This window comes from Fulverythrobacter fulvus, assembly GCF_037154085.1.
GTDB lineage: Bacteria > Pseudomonadota > Alphaproteobacteria > Sphingomonadales > Sphingomonadaceae > Andeanibacterium > Andeanibacterium fulvum.
Genome location: NZ_JBANRM010000001.1, coordinates 1,163,267 through 1,180,478 on the forward strand (window position 1 = coordinate 1,163,267; position 17,212 = coordinate 1,180,478).

Genomic DNA, 17,212 nt, shown 5'->3' on the forward strand with positions numbered 1-17,212 from the left:
ATAGTCATGGGCACGTCTGCGTTGCCAAGGACGGGCGCTTGCGCCAACATGGCCGAAGGGGCAGCGCCTTGCCCTCGGCAAGGGAAATGCTAACTTCCGATCATGGCCATACACGACATAATCGACGCCAGCCCTACCGCTGCAGTCATCAGCGATCCCCGTCAGCCCGACAATCCCATCATTGCCTGCAATGACGCGTTTGTGCGGCTGACCGGCTATGCGCGCGAAGAGATCGTGGGCCGCAATTGCCGTTTTCTCAGCGGGCCGGAGACGGAGCCGGAACTGACCGAAATGCTGCGCGACGGCATTCGCCGCAAGCAACCGGTGATGGTGGAAATCCTGAACTACAAGAAGGACGGCAGCCGCTTCCGCAACGCGGTGATGGTAGCGCCGATCTTCGACGACGCGGGCGAACTGGAATATTTTCTCGGTTCCCAAATGGAAGTGGTCCTGTCCTCAGGCCTTTCCAGCGCGGACCGCAGCAGTCAGGCACAGGACAAGATCGCCGCGCTAACCGGGCGCCAGCGGGAAATCCTTGAAATGATGTCGGCAGGCCAGCTCAACAAGCAGATCGCCTATGCGCTGGGCCTGAGCGAACGCACAGTGAAGATGCACCGGGCAGCCCTGCTCAAGGCGCTCGACGTGAAGACCAGCGCGGATGCGATCCGCCTTGCAGTCGAAGCCGGGCTCTAGGGGCGGAAAAACACTTTCCTACAGACCCTGAAATGGCGTTTATCCTGCGCGATGAACAGCCGCGACTTTCCCCTGCCTTGCCTCGCTTCCGACCGGGTCATCCCAGGCGCGCTAAGCCTGCACGAAACGCCGACATGGAAGGTGACACTCCGGCCCGCGCGCAGTGCCCTGAAACGGCTCGAAACCGCGCCCCGCGGGAGGGAGACGGTGTGCACGAAAAGGGCCAATTTCCTGCCTGTAAGGGTGACACTTTCCGATGCTTCCTGGCCGCATCGACAATGCGAAACACCGCCGCGATTGCCCTAAAGGACAGGTCGAGCCAGAGCCCCAGATCGGCTAAACAGAAATGAAGTCTTGCGAATGTCTGATTTCCCCAAGTCGGATCACAGCCGGGTAGTGGCTTCGCGCCGCTGCCCTGTTCGTGTTGTCAGCCATTTCCTCGGGCTGATCTCGGGCCTCGTCACACTACCCCCCTTGTGCGGCGGGGCCCACCACCGGGCCGATCATTCTTCGACGCACATGCCCCCGCCCAGCATGCGCGGGATGCCGCCCGCGCGATAGACGGCCACATCCTGCGGCGTGACCAATTCAGCGACAGCCTGGTATTCGCCGCCGCCAGGTCCGCTGACCTCGATCCATAGGCGCGCATGGACGCCCGCCTGATCCAGCCCATGGATCGTCAAGCGGCTCGCGGCATCGAGCATGGGCTCCCGCGTATCTTCCAGCCGGATAGGCAAGACGCCCATGGCGATGAGGTTGCTGCGATGTATCCGCTCGAAACTGCGCGCGATCACGGCGCGCACGCCCAGCAAGGCAGTGCCCTTTGCGGCCCAGTCCCGCGCGGAGCCGCAGCCATATGCCTCGCCTGCCCAGATCACCAAGGGTCGGCCCTCTGCCTGATACGACAGGGCCGCATCGAAGATGTTCGTTTCGCGCCCGGCAGTGTCGATAGCACGATTGCCCTCGTCCGACGCAAACCGGTTCACCAGCCGCCGATTGTCGAAGGTGCCGCGCAGCATCACTTCGTGATTGCCGCGAAAATCGCCATAGCCGCCATAATCGCCGCGTTGCCAGCCATGGGCCCGCAGCCATTCGGCAGCCGGAGAATCCCCGGCAATTGCGCCGATGGGTGAGATGTGATCGGTAGTGATGCTGTCCCCCAGCCAGAGCAGTACCGCCGCCTCGCGGATTTTCGCTGCCGGTGGGCCCGCATCCACATCGAAGAAAGGCGGCCTGCGGATCAGCAGCGACTGGGCATTCCATGGGAAGAGATCGCCTTCCGGTGCAGCCAGATCGTCCCAGCGGGCATTGGCGGGCGCACCTGCAGGCTTACCCTCGCGCTCCAGTTCCGCCAGCAGGCACTGTGCCTCGCCCGGCGCCGGCCAGAGATCGGCGAGGTAGACGTCCTTGCCTTGCGCATCCCTGCCTACCGGCATCGCTGCGAGATCGCCCGACAGACTGCCAGCCAAGGCGGCAGCCACCACCAGCGGCGGCGAAGCGAGATAGTTCGCCTGAACGCGGGAATGAATGCGATTGGGAAAGTTGCGGTTGCCCGACAATACAGCGGCGCTCACCAGACCGGGATCGGCCGCCAGCATGGCCTCCGCCTCGGGCTTCAGTGCGCCCGAATTGCCCACGCATGTGGTGCAACCGAAACCGACCACCGAAAAGCCGATTTGTTCCAGATAGGGCATCAGCCCTGCGCGGATCAGCAGGTCCGCCATGGCGCGCGATCCCGGTGCTAGGCTGGTCTTGACCCAGGCGGGTGGATGCAGGCCGTGTTCCACCGCTCGGCGAGCCACCAGGCCCGCTTCCAGCATCAGCACCGGGTTGGCGGTATTGGTGCAACTGGTGATCGCGGCGATCAGCACCGCGCCATCGGCGTTGCCTTCCGCGTCTGTGCGAGCAGGCAAGCTGGCAGGCACCTCCGCCAAGGGCCGGATGTCCTGCGGCCGCGCAGGCCCGGCCATGACCGGCACCACGCAGGACAGGTCAAATTTCAGGGTCCGGCTGTAGCGGCGCTCCTGACCGTCCTCCGCCCAAAGGCCGCTTTGCCGGGCATAGGCCTCGTAAAGCGTCAGATCTTCCTCGCTGCGCCCCATGGAGCGCAAATAATGCAGGGTTTCGCCATCGACTGCGAACAGCCCGGCAGTCGCCCCATATTCGGGGCACATATTGGCGATTGCCGCCCGGTCCGGCAGGCGGAGGCTTGCTGCGCCCGGCCCGATGAATTCGAGTATCTGATCGACCACACCCTGCCCGCGCAGGAAGGCCGTGAGGCTGAGCGCAGCATCGGCCGCGCTCACGCCCGGTGCCAGCGCGCCGCTGAGCACGACCTGCGTCACCGGCGGAATCGGGATGTCCGAGGACTGCCCCAGCGCCGCGACTTCCGCCTCGATCCCGCCGACGCCCCAACCCAATATGCCCAGCGCGTTGATCATGGTGGTGTGGCTATCGGTGCCGATCACCACTTCGGGCACGATCCTGCCGCTACCGTCCTTGGCCGAACGGGCAATGGCGGAAAGCCGCTCGAGATTGATCTGGTGACAGATGCCGTTGCCCGGCGGCACGATCTGCAGCGAGGCGAAGGCGCTTTCGGCCCATTTGAAAAAGCCATAGCGTTCCAGATTGCGCTCGAATTCCAGCGCGATGTTCCGCTCGGGCGCGTCGGGCGTGCCGCTGAAGTCGACCTTGACCGAATGGTCGATCACCAGATCGATCGGCACCGCCGGATTGATCGGATTTCCCGCCTGTGCCGCTTTGTCCCGCAACGCTGCCAGATCGACCAGCGCGGCGACGCCCGCCGTATCCTGCATCAGGATGCGCGTGGGAGCGAAGGGAACGGTCAGCCCCTCAAGCCTGCCGTCCAGCCAGGCTGCGAACCCTCTCGCCACATCGGGCCGGGCCCCATGACCGAGCGCGTTCTCAAGCAGCAGGCGCAGCGAGCGCGGCAGGCCCGCGAGCCGGGCCTGCATGGAACTGTCCAACCTGTCCCAGGCCGTAGGAAGCCGATCCGTCATGCCTCGCCCGCTCAGCCCGCGATCCTGCTGCGCAGCCTAGCCAGCGTCCCGCCCTGCTTGACCTTGCCGGGCAACGGGTGGCCGACAATGTCCTCCGCGAGCAGGGCGCATTCGATCAGCCTTTCAAGATCGACACCGGTGGCGATGCCCATTTCCTCGCACATCAGCACGAAGTCCTCGGTGCAGATGTTCCCCGCCGCGCCCTTATGCGCAGCGAAGGGGCAGCCCCCCAGTCCGGCAACGGCAGCATCGAAATGGCGCACGCCCATCTGCAGGCCCGCATAGGCATTAGCGAGGCCCAGTCCGCGCGTATCGTGGAGGTGGAGCGACAGTTCGAGCTGCGGATAGGCATCGCGCACCATGCCGACCACGCGGCGGATACGCTCCGGCGTGGCCCAGGCCATGGTGTCGCCCAGACCGACGATCTCCAGCTTCTCTCCCTCCGCCGCGGCGATGTCGAGCAACTGGCCGACCAGTTCCACCACCCGCGCAGGCGCCACATCGCCTTCGAAGTTGCAGCCGAAGGCCGCAGTGACGAAGCCGGTGCGCACCGGAATGCCATGATCGCGATACATGCGGATCAGTTCGGGCTGCGCTGCAAGCTGCTGGACCGGCGTGCGGTTCTGGTTGCGCTTCAGGAACGCGTCGGAGGCGTAGAGCGTCAGCTTCCCGTCGAGCGCCAGCCGCCCGGTGGCGATGGCCCGCTCCAGCCCCCGGCTATTGAGCCACAATCCGGCATAGGCGACATCCGGCTGGGGCGTGAATCCGGCGACCACCTGTTCGGCATCGGCCATGCCCGGCACCAGAGAGGGGTTTACGAAGGACACGATCTGGATATGACGAAGCCCGGTCTGCGACAGGGCATCGATCAGTTCGATCTTGCGCGCCGTGGCGATATCGCCGCCTTCGATCTGGAAACCTTCGCGGGGGCCTTCCTCCTTGATGAAGACGCGATCGGGGAGTTGGGTCATTTATACGATTTTCCTGCAATGGCGTGTTGACAAGGGGCAGTAACGTTCCGCTATGTAGAACGCGGGTTCGAATTGAGACGATAGAGAGGGGTTGGCATGAATTCCAAGGGCGGTGTGGCCGCAGTCGATCGGGCATTCGCGATCATGCAGGCGTTCACGCATCAGCGGCCGGTGATGACGCTGGCCGAAATCTCGCGCGTGACGGGGCTCTACAAGAGCACCATCCTGCGCCTGCTGGGCTCGCTGGAGAAATCCTACTTCGTGGTGCAGCGCGCCGATGGCAGCTACCAGCTGGGCCCCGGCCTGCTGGAACTGGCCAGCATCTACCAGGATTCCTTCGACCTGCGGCAGTTCGTGCACCCCACGCTCGAACGGCTGGTCGTGGAAACGGGCGAAGGCGCCAGCTTCTTCATCCGCCACGCCGAAATGCAGATGTGCCTGTTCCGCGTCGACGGCAACCAGACCATCCGCGACTACACGATCCGCCTGGGCGACCGCCGCCCGCTCGACAAGGGCGCTTCGGCAGAGGCCTTCCGCAAGTTCGAGAACAAGGGCGGGCCCTATACGGTGGACGATCTGGTCGTCGGATCGTTCGGATCGGTCACGCCGGAAATGGCGGCGCTGGCGGCGCCGGTCTTCGGACAGGGCAACGATCTGGTGGGCGTCATTACCCTTTCCGGGCCGCTCTCGCGCTTCGACGAGCCTTCGGTCGCGCGATTGAAGCCGGTCCTGGCGGAGCAGGTCGTCACCCTTTCGCGTATGCTGGGGGCACAACCGGGGCTGTTCCGGGGCGCCTGACGCCCCGGCCAGCGCCGCCCTAGCCAACCCAGCCCCGCCCCTTAGCGCGTCTTCCCTCTCAAACGACACCGGCATTCCGCAAGCGTTCCAGTTCCGCCTCGTCCACGCCCAGAGAGCCCAGTATCTCGGCGCTGTGTTCGCCAAGGCGAGGCGGCGGGCAGGCGGCCTCGGGCCGGGAATCCGCCATCACAAAGCCGCTGCGAGCCACCCTGATCCCGCCCGTTTCCTGCAGGAAATCGCGCTGCCGGGTCTGCGGGTGATCGAGGATCTGCGGAATGGTGAGGATGCGCCCGGCGGGTATATTCGCCCGGTTGAGCAGTTCCTCCCACTCGGCACCCGGCCTTGTCGCGAATACAAGGTTGAGGATCGCGTTGAGTTCGGCCCGGTTGCGCTTGCGCGCCTCGCGCTCGGCAAAGCGCGGGTCCGAAACCAGCTCCGGCAGGCCCATGGCCTCGCACAGGGCCTCGAACTGTTCCTGCTTGTTCGCCGCGACGTTGATCTGGCCGTCCGCCGCCGTGAAGGCGCCCGAAGGGGCGGCAGTCATGTTCTGGTTGCCCAGCGGCCGGGGCTCGACACCCGCGATCAGATAGTTCGAGACCGCCCAACCCATGGCCGACAGCGTGGCATCGAGCATGGACACGTCGATGAAGGCGCCCTTCCCGGTCCGGTCCCGCCCGTAGAGCGCGCTCGAAATGGCAAAGGCCGCCATCAGCCCGCCCAGAGTATCGCACAGCGGGTAGCCGACCCGCAGAGGCGCGGATTCGGCATCGCCGGTGATGCTCATCACCCCGGAATAGCCCTGAATGATCTGGTCATAGGCCGGATTGCCGCTGAGCGGGCCTTCCTGCCCGAAGCCGGAAATGGCGCAATAGATCAGGCCGGGATTATCCCTGGCCAAAGTCTCGTAACCCAGCCCCAGCCGGTCCATCACGCCGGGGCGGAAATTCTCGATCAACACGTCCGCCGTCGCCGCCAGCCGCTGGAACAGCGCCCGCCCCTCCGGCTTCTTGAGGTCGAGCGTGACGGACTTCTTCCCCGCATTCTGGGCGAGGAAGGAAGTGCCCATCATCTGTTCGTTCAGCGCGGGATCGGCGCCCAGCTTGCGGGCGAGATCGCCCCCGTCCGGACGCTCCACCTTGATCACTTCCGCCCCCAGCAAGGCCAGCTGGAAGGCGGCATAGGGGCCGGAAAGGATATTGGTGAGGTCGAGGACCCGGACACCTTCCAGCTGCCGCGCGGGCGACGGCGCAGAACTCATATCTCGGCCGTCTCCACGTCATAGCGATAGAGCCAGTCGTAACGATCCTTGATCGGATCGCGGCTCCATTCGCTTTCCATATAGGCGACCGCACCCTCTTCGGTCTTGAGGGCGGATTCGTGGAAGCGGGCCGTGTTGTCCTTGGCACCGCGCACCATCTTGCTGGTGCGCTCCACGCGCGCCTGCTCGTATTTCTTCAGCGCTTCCACCGGATCGGCATATTTGTCGAGGCAGCGGCCAAGCACCACGCCATCTTCGATCGACATCACCGCACCCTGCGCCAGGAAAGGCAGCGTCGCGTGGCAGGCATCGCCCAGCAGGCTGGCGCGGCCCTTGCTCCAGATCTGGCGCGGCGGGCGTTCCATGAAGGCCCATTTGAGCACCTTGGGCGCCGCATGGATCAGGGTCTGCACATCCTCGTGCCAGCCGGCGAAATCGTTCGCGCATTCCTCGATCGAGCCTTCGGCATACCAGGATTCGACCTGCCAATCGTTGCGCTCGATCGTGCCGATCATATTCATCAGCTTGCCGCCGCGCAGCGGGTAATTCACCAGATGGCCGCCCGGCCCGATCCAGGTCCAGCCGACCATTTCGTGGAACCGCTCGGGCAGGCGCTCCATGGGGATCACGGCGCGCCAGGCGATCATGCCCGTGAATTCGGTATGATCGTCGCCGAACAGGCTCTTGCGCACGATGGACTTCACCCCGTCCGCCCCGATCAGCACGTCGCTTTCGATCCGGCGGCCGTCCTTGAGGATCAGCACGGCCTTGTCGTCATCCGCTTCCGCACCGGCCACTTCGCAGCCCAGATGCACAGCATCGGGGTCGATGGCGCGCACGGCATCGTAAAGCGTGGCGAGCAGGTCGGGCCGGAAGACGGTGAGATAGGGATAGCCGTATTTCTCGATCGCAACCGGGCCCAGATCGAACATCGGCCAGGCGCGGCCAGTGTTCCACAGGCGGAATTCCTTGCGCTTGGGCGCGCAGGACTGCGCACGCAGCGTTTCGAACACGCCCAGCGAATCCAGCGCGCGCGAGCCATTGGGGCTGATCTGCACCCCGGCACCGACTTCGCCCAGTTCGGGCGCCTGTTCGAACACCTGCACGGGATAGCCGCGCCGCAGCAGCGAAAGCGCAGCAGCCATGCCGCCAATTCCACCGCCGGCGATTGTGATGCGAGGCTTATCGGCCATAAATTACTCCAGACTTGTTTGGGGGGCGAGCAAGGGGGAAGCGGAGGCGGTCACGCCGCTTCACCGGCACCGGCGCGACGGTACCATCCGAGCTTTTTCATCAGGGGACGGTCGGAAACCTTGAGGAGCTTCGCTCCCTTCGGCCCCGCCGAAAGCGAATGGGCACGCCATGCGGGCACGGCGATCGTGTCGCCGAAGGCCCAGGCCATGCGCTTGCCGTCGATCTCGATGGCGCCATCACCGGCCATCACGGCATAGACCGCATTGCTGGTGTCGCGGACTTCGCCGCCTGTCTGGCCGGGATCGAGCCCGATCACGTCGAGCGCGATGGAAGCCAGCTCCGCAGGGCCGAGCGTGATCGCGCGAAGCCCGCCTTGCGCGGGATCCGGTGCGGCGGCCGCAAGATCGCGGTCGATATCTTCCGCGCGGAAGGCGATGGGCGCGCTCTCGACCCGTTCGGGCGATGCTTCCACCCCGTCGGGATGGGGCTGGTAGAACATCGGCTCCAGCAGATGCACCAGCGGCACATCCAGGAAGTCCATCCAGTAGCAATTCTCGCTGCCGAGATTTTCATGCGAGTGCCACGCCCAATTGGGCGTCAGCAGCACGTCGCCGGGGCGCATTTCCACCTGCTTGCCATTCACCACCGTATAGGTGCCGCGACCTTCCAGGATCAGGCGCAGGGCGTTGGGCGTGTGGCGATGCGCGCGGGCGACTTCGCCCGGCTTCACCATCTGATAGGCCGCCACCAGCGTCCGCACGGTGGAATAGATGTTCCCTTCCACCGGGTTGAACATGGTCAGGTTGCGGCGTTCGGCGAATTCTGTGTCGACCAGTTCGCCCGCCCGGTCGAGGATCGGCCGGACATCGGCGTAATGCCAGATATGGGGCAGGAAATTGGCGCGCGGTTCGGGCCACAATGCTGGCACCTTGCGATGCCAGCCGCCCTCCATGTTGAGATCGGAGAACGAGGCGTAGAGCGCCTCCAGATCGGCGGCGGCGCTCATTTTGCGGTGAGCTCCTGCTTCACGATCGGGGGCACGTAGGGTTCTGCGAAGACCTCGGTCATGCCGCGGCTGCCCTGCACGACGGGCACGTTCATTTCGCCCACGCCTTCGATCACGATGCGGATCGTGTCGCCATCCTGCACCGGGCCGACGCCTTCGGGCGTGCCGGTGGCAATGATGTCGCCGGGATAGAGCGTCATGACGGCAGAGGCCGTCGCGATCATGCCGGGAATATCCAGCACCAGGTCGCGCGTATTGGCCGCCTGGCGCAGTTCGCCGTTCACCCACAGCTTCATCGACAGCGCATCGGGATGCTCGACTTCGTCGGCGGTCACGATCCACGGGCCGACCGGGCAGAACGTATCGTAGGCCTTGCGGAACACGCGTTCTTCCCGCCCGCGCACGACCATGTCGAGCAGGCAGGCATAGCCGAACACCGCCTCGTGCCAGCGCTCGCGCGGCAGGTCGCGGCATTCCTTGCCGATGATGATGCCCAGTTCCGCCTCGTGGTGGACTTCGCGGCCCGGCACGTTCGGCAGTTCCACCGGATCGTTCGGCCCGCTGACCGAGGAGCTGGGCTTCAGGAAGAAGCCCTGGTTCTTGGCGCGGTAATTGGCGCCCATTTCCTTGCCATGGGCGTGGTAGTTCACCGGATAGGCAATGACCTTGTTCGGCCAGGGAACCGGCGTTTCCAGCCGCACCTGGTCGAGAGGCACCGGCGCCCGCTCGCGCATGGCACCTTCGAGCGAGGGCCGGAGCTTTTCGAAATCGCGGATCAGGCGCAGCGGTGCCGTATCGGGCCAGTTCTCGGCCGATGCCCCGGTGGCTGCCCCGGCAATGTCGGAGACGTCGACAACGCCGCCATCCACTACCAGCCCAATCTTGCCTCCATCATATCGTGCCAAGCGCATGTGAAACCCGTTGTTCTGTTGAATAGAATATCGTTCGACTTAATACTTATGCTTCGCCCTTGGGCGACGGAAGAAACCGGTACGCATGGATCCCGTCCCTCCCGCCGCCCGCGGGAGGAACCTCAGAAGCCGTACCGGACGCGGACGCCGAAGGTACGGGGGGCCTGGATGTCGAGGCCGTTGTAATTGTTGATGAAGGGTGCCTGCTGCGTGCCGGTGTAGACCGCTTCATTGGTGATGTTGCGGATGAAGGCCTGCACGGAGAGGTTATCGTTCGCCGAACGATAGGTCAGGCTGGCATTGAACACCGCATAGGCTGCCCCGCGGGCGTTCTCGACGAATTCGGCCGACAGCCACCGCGAACTGGCGAAGGTCATGTTGGGCGAGAAGTCGATCGCGGCGCCGTTGGCCAGATCGAAGGTGTGGTTATAGCTGACCGAACCCGTCCAGTTGGGCGTGCGCGGCAGCTGGAACCCGTCGCAATTGATTTCCCAGAAGCCGATCTGGGCATTGCCGCCCTGCACCGCGCTGACGGCGCAGGCCGTGCGGGCATCGGGGTTCGCCGCACGATAGGTGCGATAGGTGAAATCCTTGTACTCGCTGTCGACATACTCCGCAGTGACGCGCAGGGAGTCGTTGGGCGAAGGATCCCAGGCCAGCTCGACGCTGCCGCCCTGAGCCACGGCCTTGCCCGCGTTGAACAGCGAGGAAACCTGCGCGCCGCCGCGATCGAGCGAGGCGAAGTTTTCCTGACGGTCCTTGTATTCGTAATAGAACCCTTCGAGGTTCAGCGTGATCGTCCGGTCGAGGAACTGGTTCTTCGAGCCGAGCGTGAACGCCGTCACGTCTTCCGGGCGATAGGGATCGAGGTCGGCATTCGACTGGCCGCCCGACTTGAAGCCGGTGGTGACCGTTGCATAGAGCAGGCTGTCCGGCGCCGCGTCGAATTCGATACCGGCCTTGTAGTTCAGGCGATCGGCCGAATAGGTGCCCTGCACCCAGGTCCCCGCCGAGGTCAGCAATTCGCAGCTCTGGCCCGGACCATTGCCGCCCGCCGGACAGGCAAGGCTGCCCTTCTTGGCATAGCGATGCGCGTCGACGGTCTTGGTCTCGTCGGTATAGCGCAAGCCTGCAGTCACGCGGAAGCTGTCGGTGAGGGAATAGGTCAGCTCGCCAAAGCCGGCATAGGCGCGGGTATTGAGATCCGCGACAAAGGCCGTGTCGCTGGCCTTGCCGAGCGAGACTTCGTTGAGGCTGTCCTGATCCTCGTTGAAGAAATAGCCGCCGACAACCCAGGTCAGCGCACCATCCGAATTGCCGAAGCGCACTTCCAGGGTCTGCGCGTCGGAAGTGGTGGGCTCGCCCGTATAGGGGTTGATCGAATTGTAGCTCAGCGCCGGATAGGACTGGCTGTCATTCACCACCCGCTGATAGGCGGGGATGATCGTCAGGGTCGCCGGGCCGAGATCCCAGTCGAGATGGCCGCTGACACCCCAGGAATCGATATCCTGCTGCACCTTGCTGGTGTCGATCTGATAGGGCCCCGGAGGCGCGGTGAGCTGGCCCGTCAGGGTATTGAAAGTGTCGTTGATCGAGGTCCAGCGATCTTCCGGCAGGATCGGCTGCGGATTGGTGATACCCGGGCCGTTCGGCGCGGTTTCGGCATAGATCACCTGGCCATGGCCGCGACCGCCGAGATGCTGGTAATTGCCGGCCAGACGCAGAGTGACGTCTGCGGTGGGCTCGAACTTGACCTGCGCGCGGACCGACTGGTGCTTGTCGTCGTCGGTGCCGTCGCTGATGTAGCCGTCGCGCCAGGAACCCTGATAGGAAAGGCGCAGGGCTGCCTTGTCGCCCAGGGGCACGTTCACCGCGCCTTCGGCCAGGTAGCCGTCATAATTCTGGACGCCTGCCAGCACATAGCCGGAGGTCTCGCCCAGCTTGGGCTGCACCGGGAGGATGCTGAGCACGCCGCCGGTCGAGTTGCGGCCGTAAAGCGTGCCCTGCGGGCCCTTGAGGACTTCCACGCGCTCGAGGTCGAAGAAGGTGCCGCCCATCCACTGGGTGCGGGCTGCGAAGACGCCGTCGAAATTCTGCGCCACGGCGGGATCGTTATAGGACGTGGTCGAGAAGTCGCCCGCGCCGCGAATGAAGATCTGCAGCGCCGTGCCGCCCTGAGTCACCTGCACGCCGGGGGCGATGCGGTTGAGATCGGTCATCTGCGTCACGCCGGCCTTGGCGAGATCGTCGGCCGACAGGACTTCGAGCGAGATCGCCGTGTCCTGGGCACTCGCCTCGCGGAACTGGGCGGTCACGATGATTTCATGGGTATTCTCGGCCTCCTGCGGCTCCGCATCCTGCGCAAAGGCAGGAACGGGAAGCAGGGCAGCAACCCCGACTCCGGCAAGCAGCTTCAGACGAAGATCGCACATTCGCATCACTTTTCTCCCGAATAACGCCAACTTTCAAGTCAGTCGTTCTCTCTAGCAGAACCTCATTCTTTTTCCGTTTAGGCGATGATTCGGCCCTTTGTCAAATCCCTGACGCGCAGGCCGCTTCGGCACCTCCGGATCGCGCACCCGCCCGCTCCCCGGATCGGCGCCCAATCGCCAACGAATGCTGGACAAATCCAATTTTGATTAATAGAATGATGTTCTGTCAATTAGAACAATCTAGGAGGATGTGTGACCAGTTTCCCAGACGTTCCGGCATTCACGGGCTTCAACAAGCCGTCGCGAGTCGAGGCCGATGTGCAGGATCTCAACGTGCGCGGCACGATTCCGCCGGAGCTCGACGGCGCGTTCTATCGCGTGCAGCCCGAACACCAGTTCCCGCCCAAGCTGGGCAATGACATCGCCTTCAACGGCGACGGCATGATCTCCATGTTCCGCTTCAAGGACGGGAAAGTCGATTACCGGCAGCGCTGGGCAAAGACCGACAAGTGGAAGCTGGAAAACGCCGCCGGCCGCGCCGTGTTCGGCGCCTATCGCAACCCACTGACCGACGATGAGGAAGTGAAGGGCAAGATTCGCGGCACCGCGAACACCAATGCCTATATCCATGGCGGGCGCCTTTACGCGCTGAAGGAAGATTCCCCCGCCCTGGTGATGGACCCGGCTTCGCTCGAAACTTTCGGCTACACCGATTTCGACGGCAAGATGACGGGCGAGACCTTTTCCGCCCATCCCAAGACCGATCCGGCCACCGGCAATCTGTGCAGCTTCGGCTATGCCTCCAAGGGCGTGCTGACCCGCGACATGACCTATTACGAGATCGACACGGACGGGAACCTGCTGTTCGATATCTGGTTCGAAACGCCCTATTATTGCATGATGCATGATTTCGCGATCACGCCGGATTATGCGCTGTTCACCGTGATGGGGATGACCAGCAACTGGGATCGCCTGAAGGCAGGCAAGCCGCATTTCGGCTTCGACACGTCCCTGCCGAGCTATCTGGCCGTGGTGCCGCGCAAGGCCGGGACCAGTGCCGAGGATATCCGCTGGTTCAAGGGGCCGAGTTGCTTCACCGCCCATGTGATGAATGCCTTCCAGGACGGGACGAAGATCCATCTCGACCTGCCGGTTGCGGCCAACAACATGATGCCGTTCTTCCCCGACATCAACGATGCCCCGTTCGATCCGGTGGCAGGCGCGACCTACCTTACCCGCTGGACCGTCGACATGGCCCAGAACACCGAGGAATATCAGTCGCAGCGCCTGTCCGAGATGATCGGCGAATTCCCGCGCTATGACGACCGCTATTGCGGCCAGAACTACCGCTTTGGCTGGCTGGTCGTGATCGATCCCTCGCAGCCGGTGGAGCTCAAGGGCGGCAGCGCCGGCGGCTGGGTGATGAACACGCTGGGCATGGTCGACCATGAAACCGGCAAGGAACAGAAATGGTGGTGCGGCCCCGTTTCCAGCATCCAGGAACCCTGCTTCATCCCGCGCACGCCGGATGCCGCCGAAGGCGATGGCTGGATCGTGATGGTCTGCAACCGGCTTGAAGAACGCGGCAGCGAATTGCTGCTGTTCGAAGCCACCAACATCGAACAGGGCCCGATCGCCACGATCGACATCCCCGTGCGCCTGCGCTTCGGCCTGCACGGCAACTGGGCCAATGCGATGGACGTGCCCGCGCTCGAAGCGGCCTGAGGCCACTATAAAGGTACCCTCCCCACCCCCCGCGGCCCGGCCGCGGGGGGTTTCTTTTGGGAGAGGTCAGTAACCCAGCATGACCGACTTGGTCTCGGTGAAGGCCAGCACCCCGTGGCGGCCATTCTCGCGGCCCAATCCGGACTGGCCGAAACCGCCGAACGGCAGAGTGAATTCCATACCGGAACCGTTGATCTTCACCGAACCGGCACGCAGCAGCCGAGCCATGGACTGTGCGCGTTCGAGATCGCTGGTCCAGGCATAGGCGGACAGGCCGTAATCGCTGTCATTGGCGCGGGCAGCCAGCGCCTCCAGTTCCTCGTCATCCGAGAAGCGCTGGACGCACAGGACGGGGCCGAAAATCTCCTCCCGCACGGCGCGCATGTCGGGCGTCACGCGATCGAGGATCGTGGGCGGCACAAAATAGCCGGGCCCTTCCGGCACTTCGCCGCGAAAGGTCAGACGGGCACCCGCCTCGAGCGCTCCGGTGACATAGCCTTCTACCTTGGCGCGCTGAGCGGCGGAGATCAGCGGACCGAGGGCACTGCCTTCCCGCTCGCCCGGCCCCAGCGCCAGCTTTGCGGCAAAGGCGCAGAGCTGATCCATGAAACGGTCATAGATCGCATCGTGCAGGAACAGGCGCGAGCCTGCGGCACAGACCTGCCCGCTATTGGCGAAGATGCCCATGGCGACGCCGGGGACGGCACGGGCGAGATCGGCATCGTCGAACACCACCACGGGCGATTTCCCGCCCAGTTCCAGCGAGATGCGCGTCACGCGCTCGGCTGCCTGATGCATGATCGCCTTGCCGGTCATGGTCGAGCCGGTGAAGGATATCTTGTCCACGCCGGGATGGGCAGCAAGTGCCGCGCCAGCCGACTGGCCGGTGCCATTGACCAGGTTGATCGCCCCGGCGGGAAAGCCCGCTTCGTGGGCCAGTTCGACCAGACGGATGCAGCTGAAGGGCGCCAGTTCGGCAGGCTTGAGCACTGCCGTACAGCCTGCCGCCAGCGCGGCGGAAACCTTGTTGCAGGCAATGGCCAGCGGCGCGTTCCACGGCACGATCAGGCCAGCGACGCCCAATGGCTCGTTCACCGTATAGGCATGCCAGCGGCCCGGCACGGATGGCTCTGCCGTTTCCCCGCCCAGACGACGGACCCAGCCCGCATTATAGCGGATCGCGGAAGGCCCGCCCTTGCCTGCCATCATCAGAGCCATGGGATAGGGCACGCCATTGTCCAGCGTCTCGATGGCGGCCAGCTGGGCGGCGTTTTCCTCCACCAGCGCGGCAAAGCGCAGCAGCAATTCCTCGCGCCGGGCAGGCAGCATGTCGCGCCACTCACGCGAGCTGAAACAGGCCCTGGCGGCACTGACGGCAGCCTCGACATCTTCCGCCGTGCCCTCGGCGATGCGCCCCAGCACTGTCTCGTCCGCCGGGTTCAGGACATCGATCGCCGTGCCGGAGATCGCCTGCGTCTCCCCGCCGACGATGTGCCCGCCCGCACTGGCAATCCATGCGCGTGCAGAGCGGAAGGCGGCTTCACGCGCCAGGTCGGTCATTGGTAAATCCCTTTCAGTTGCGGGCGGCGGCGCGGATCATGTCCGCGCCCTTTTCGCCGATCATAACGGCAGCGGCATTGGTGTTGGCGCCGACCAGCTGCGGCATCACCGATGCGTCGATCACGCGCAGCCCTTCGATGCCGCGCACGCACAGCTGCGGATCGACCACCGCTTCTGCCCCCACGCCCATGGCGCAAGTGCCCACCGGATGATGGACCACGCCGAGCAGTTCCGCGCGCATGGCGTCGATCTGTTCTTCCATCGTCCCGCGCGGGCCGGGGATCGTCTCTTCCAGCACATGGGACGCGAGCGGTTCCTGCGCGAAGAGCTTGCGGGACAGGGCCAGCCCGTCCTTCAGGCGGCGCCAGTCATCCGCATCGGCCAGCATGTTGAGGTGGATTTTCGGGTTGGAGCGGAAATCGGCATCGCGCAATTTCACTGCGCCCCGGCTGCGCGGGCGCAGCAGGCAGACCGAGCTGTAGAAGCAATCCTGCTTCGCCTTGCGGATGCCGGGGAACCAGATGTTCGCATCCACTCGCACCGGGCTGACCATGATCTGGATATCCGGCCGGTCGAGCCCTTCGCGGCTGCGCAGCAGCAGGCAGCCTGCCGCGATCTGATTGGTGAACGGGCCTTTGCCCCTGAAATACCAGTTAAGGAACGAAAGCGTCGCCCGGTCGAAGCGCAATTCCTGCGCGAAACTGTGATTGAGCCGCGCATCGTACTGGTTCGCGACGCGCGGATGCTCCTGCAGGTTCCGCCCCACGCCCGGCAGGTGGTGCACCGGATCGATACCCAGCTGGCGCAGTTCCTCCGCATCGCCGATGCCGGACAGCATCAGCAATTGCGGCGAATTATAGGTCCCGCCGCTCAGCACGATCTCGCGCCGTGCCCTTACTGTCATGCGCTGCCCGTTACGCTCGATCTCCACGGCTCGCGCCCGGCCCTCGGCAATCTCCAGCTTGGCGGCCAGGCTGTCGGTCCACACCGTCAAATTGCGCCGGGAAGAGCGGATCGGTTCCAGATAGGCCCGCGCGCTGCCGCAGCGGCTGCCATCCTTCAGCGCGACATGAACATCGGCCAGGCCTTCATTCGTCTCGCCATCGTAATCGCCGACATAGGCGATCCCCATGGAAGCGGCGGCCTTGCGCAATTCCTTGCCCATCAGGCGGCTATTGTCGACCGGGCGCACCGCAATCGGCCCGCCCTCCCCGCGCCGATTACTGGCACCCTTCCAGAAATCCTCCGACCGCTTGAAGAAGGGCAGGACGGCTTCATAATCCCACCCGGTGCAGCCGAGTTGCGCCCAATCGTCGAAATCCTTCGGGTGGCCGCGAAAATGCACAGTGCCGTTGATCGAGGACGATCCCCCCAGCACTCGTCCGCGCGGCAGCGGGAAGACGCGGCCATCCAGATGCGGTTCGGGCTCGGAGGCGAACTGCCAGGTGAAGCGCGGATTGCGCAGTGCCTGAAGGAAGCCCAGCGGCATGCGGATATAGGGATGGCTCGCCTCCCCGCCCGCTTCCAGCAGCAGCACCGTGCAATCGGGGTCCTCGCTCAGCCGGTTGGCAACCACTGCCCCCGCGCTGCCCGCACCCACGACGATGTAATCGAATTCCGCGTCGCTCACGCCCATCACTTTCT

The 17,212-nt window shown here is 64.5% G+C and carries 12 protein-coding genes; 3 read left to right on the plus strand and 9 right to left on the minus strand.

Annotated features, from left to right (window positions below):
• Nucleotides 1-102: 102 nt before the first annotated feature.
• The gene (locus WFP36_RS05605; protein WP_336978604.1) at nucleotides 103-693 is read left to right on the plus strand and encodes a PAS domain-containing protein; all 591 of its coding nucleotides are present in this window, start codon (nucleotides 103-105) and stop codon (nucleotides 691-693) included.
• A gap of 503 nt (nucleotides 694-1,196) precedes the next feature.
• Here the strand turns inward: WFP36_RS05605 and acnA are convergent.
• Complete coding sequence (gene acnA / locus WFP36_RS05610; RefSeq protein ID WP_336978606.1) at nucleotides 1,197-3,713, minus strand: aconitate hydratase AcnA; 2,517 nt, start codon at nucleotides 3,711-3,713, stop codon at nucleotides 1,197-1,199.
• An 11-nt stretch (nucleotides 3,714-3,724) separates the two neighbouring features.
• The gene (locus tag WFP36_RS05615; protein ID WP_336978608.1) at nucleotides 3,725-4,684 is read right to left on the minus strand and encodes a hydroxymethylglutaryl-CoA lyase; all 960 of its coding nucleotides are present in this window, start codon (nucleotides 4,682-4,684) and stop codon (nucleotides 3,725-3,727) included.
• A gap of 96 nt (nucleotides 4,685-4,780) precedes the next feature.
• On the opposite strand from WFP36_RS05615, the gene WFP36_RS05620 reads away from it, so the two are divergent.
• Nucleotides 4,781-5,482, plus strand: coding sequence for an IclR family transcriptional regulator (locus tag WFP36_RS05620; protein ID WP_336978610.1), 702 nt, complete (start codon nucleotides 4,781-4,783; stop codon nucleotides 5,480-5,482).
• Nucleotides 5,483-5,540: 58 nt separating this feature from the next.
• Here WFP36_RS05620 and WFP36_RS05625 read toward each other — a convergent pair whose 3' ends face one another.
• The 5 genes from WFP36_RS05625 to WFP36_RS05645 all read right to left on the minus strand — a co-directional run bounded on the left by WFP36_RS05625 (nucleotide 5,541) and on the right by WFP36_RS05645 (nucleotide 12,283).
• Nucleotides 5,541-6,740, minus strand: coding sequence for a CaiB/BaiF CoA transferase family protein (locus WFP36_RS05625; RefSeq protein WP_336978612.1), 1,200 nt, complete (start codon nucleotides 6,738-6,740; stop codon nucleotides 5,541-5,543).
• Nucleotides 6,737-7,933 carry an FAD-dependent monooxygenase gene (locus tag WFP36_RS05630; RefSeq protein WP_336978614.1) on the minus strand — a complete coding sequence of 399 codons (1,197 nt, stop codon included), beginning with the start codon at nucleotides 7,931-7,933 and terminating at the stop codon, nucleotides 6,737-6,739. Before WFP36_RS05630 ends, WFP36_RS05625 begins: the two co-directional genes overlap by 4 nt.
• 50 nt (nucleotides 7,934-7,983) lie before the next feature.
• The gene (locus tag WFP36_RS05635; protein ID WP_336978615.1) at nucleotides 7,984-8,940 is read right to left on the minus strand and encodes a cupin domain-containing protein; all 957 of its coding nucleotides are present in this window, start codon (nucleotides 8,938-8,940) and stop codon (nucleotides 7,984-7,986) included.
• Nucleotides 8,937-9,851, minus strand: a complete 915-nt coding sequence (locus WFP36_RS05640) for a fumarylacetoacetate hydrolase family protein (protein ID WP_336978617.1) — start codon at nucleotides 9,849-9,851, stop codon at nucleotides 8,937-8,939. The genes WFP36_RS05635 and WFP36_RS05640 overlap by 4 nt, the downstream gene beginning before the upstream one ends.
• A gap of 122 nt (nucleotides 9,852-9,973) precedes the next feature.
• A complete protein-coding gene (locus tag WFP36_RS05645; RefSeq protein WP_336978619.1) occupies nucleotides 9,974-12,283 on the minus strand; it encodes a TonB-dependent receptor in 2,310 nt (769 codons plus the stop codon).
• Between the two features lie 252 nt (nucleotides 12,284-12,535).
• On the opposite strand from WFP36_RS05645, the gene WFP36_RS05650 reads away from it, so the two are divergent.
• Nucleotides 12,536-14,008, plus strand: coding sequence for a carotenoid oxygenase family protein (locus WFP36_RS05650; protein ID WP_336978620.1), 1,473 nt, complete (start codon nucleotides 12,536-12,538; stop codon nucleotides 14,006-14,008).
• 66 nt (nucleotides 14,009-14,074) lie between these two features.
• On the opposite strand, the gene WFP36_RS05655 is transcribed toward WFP36_RS05650, so the two are convergent.
• Both WFP36_RS05655 and WFP36_RS05660 read right to left on the minus strand, forming a co-directional pair.
• Nucleotides 14,075-15,568 carry an aldehyde dehydrogenase family protein gene (locus WFP36_RS05655; RefSeq protein ID WP_336978621.1) on the minus strand — a complete coding sequence of 498 codons (1,494 nt, stop codon included), beginning with the start codon at nucleotides 15,566-15,568 and terminating at the stop codon, nucleotides 14,075-14,077.
• Between the two features lie 13 nt (nucleotides 15,569-15,581).
• On the minus strand, nucleotides 15,582-17,204 hold the full coding sequence (locus WFP36_RS05660; protein ID WP_336978623.1) for a GMC family oxidoreductase: 1,623 nt from the start codon (nucleotides 17,202-17,204) through the stop codon (nucleotides 15,582-15,584).
• Between the last annotated feature and the right edge of the window lie 8 nt (nucleotides 17,205-17,212).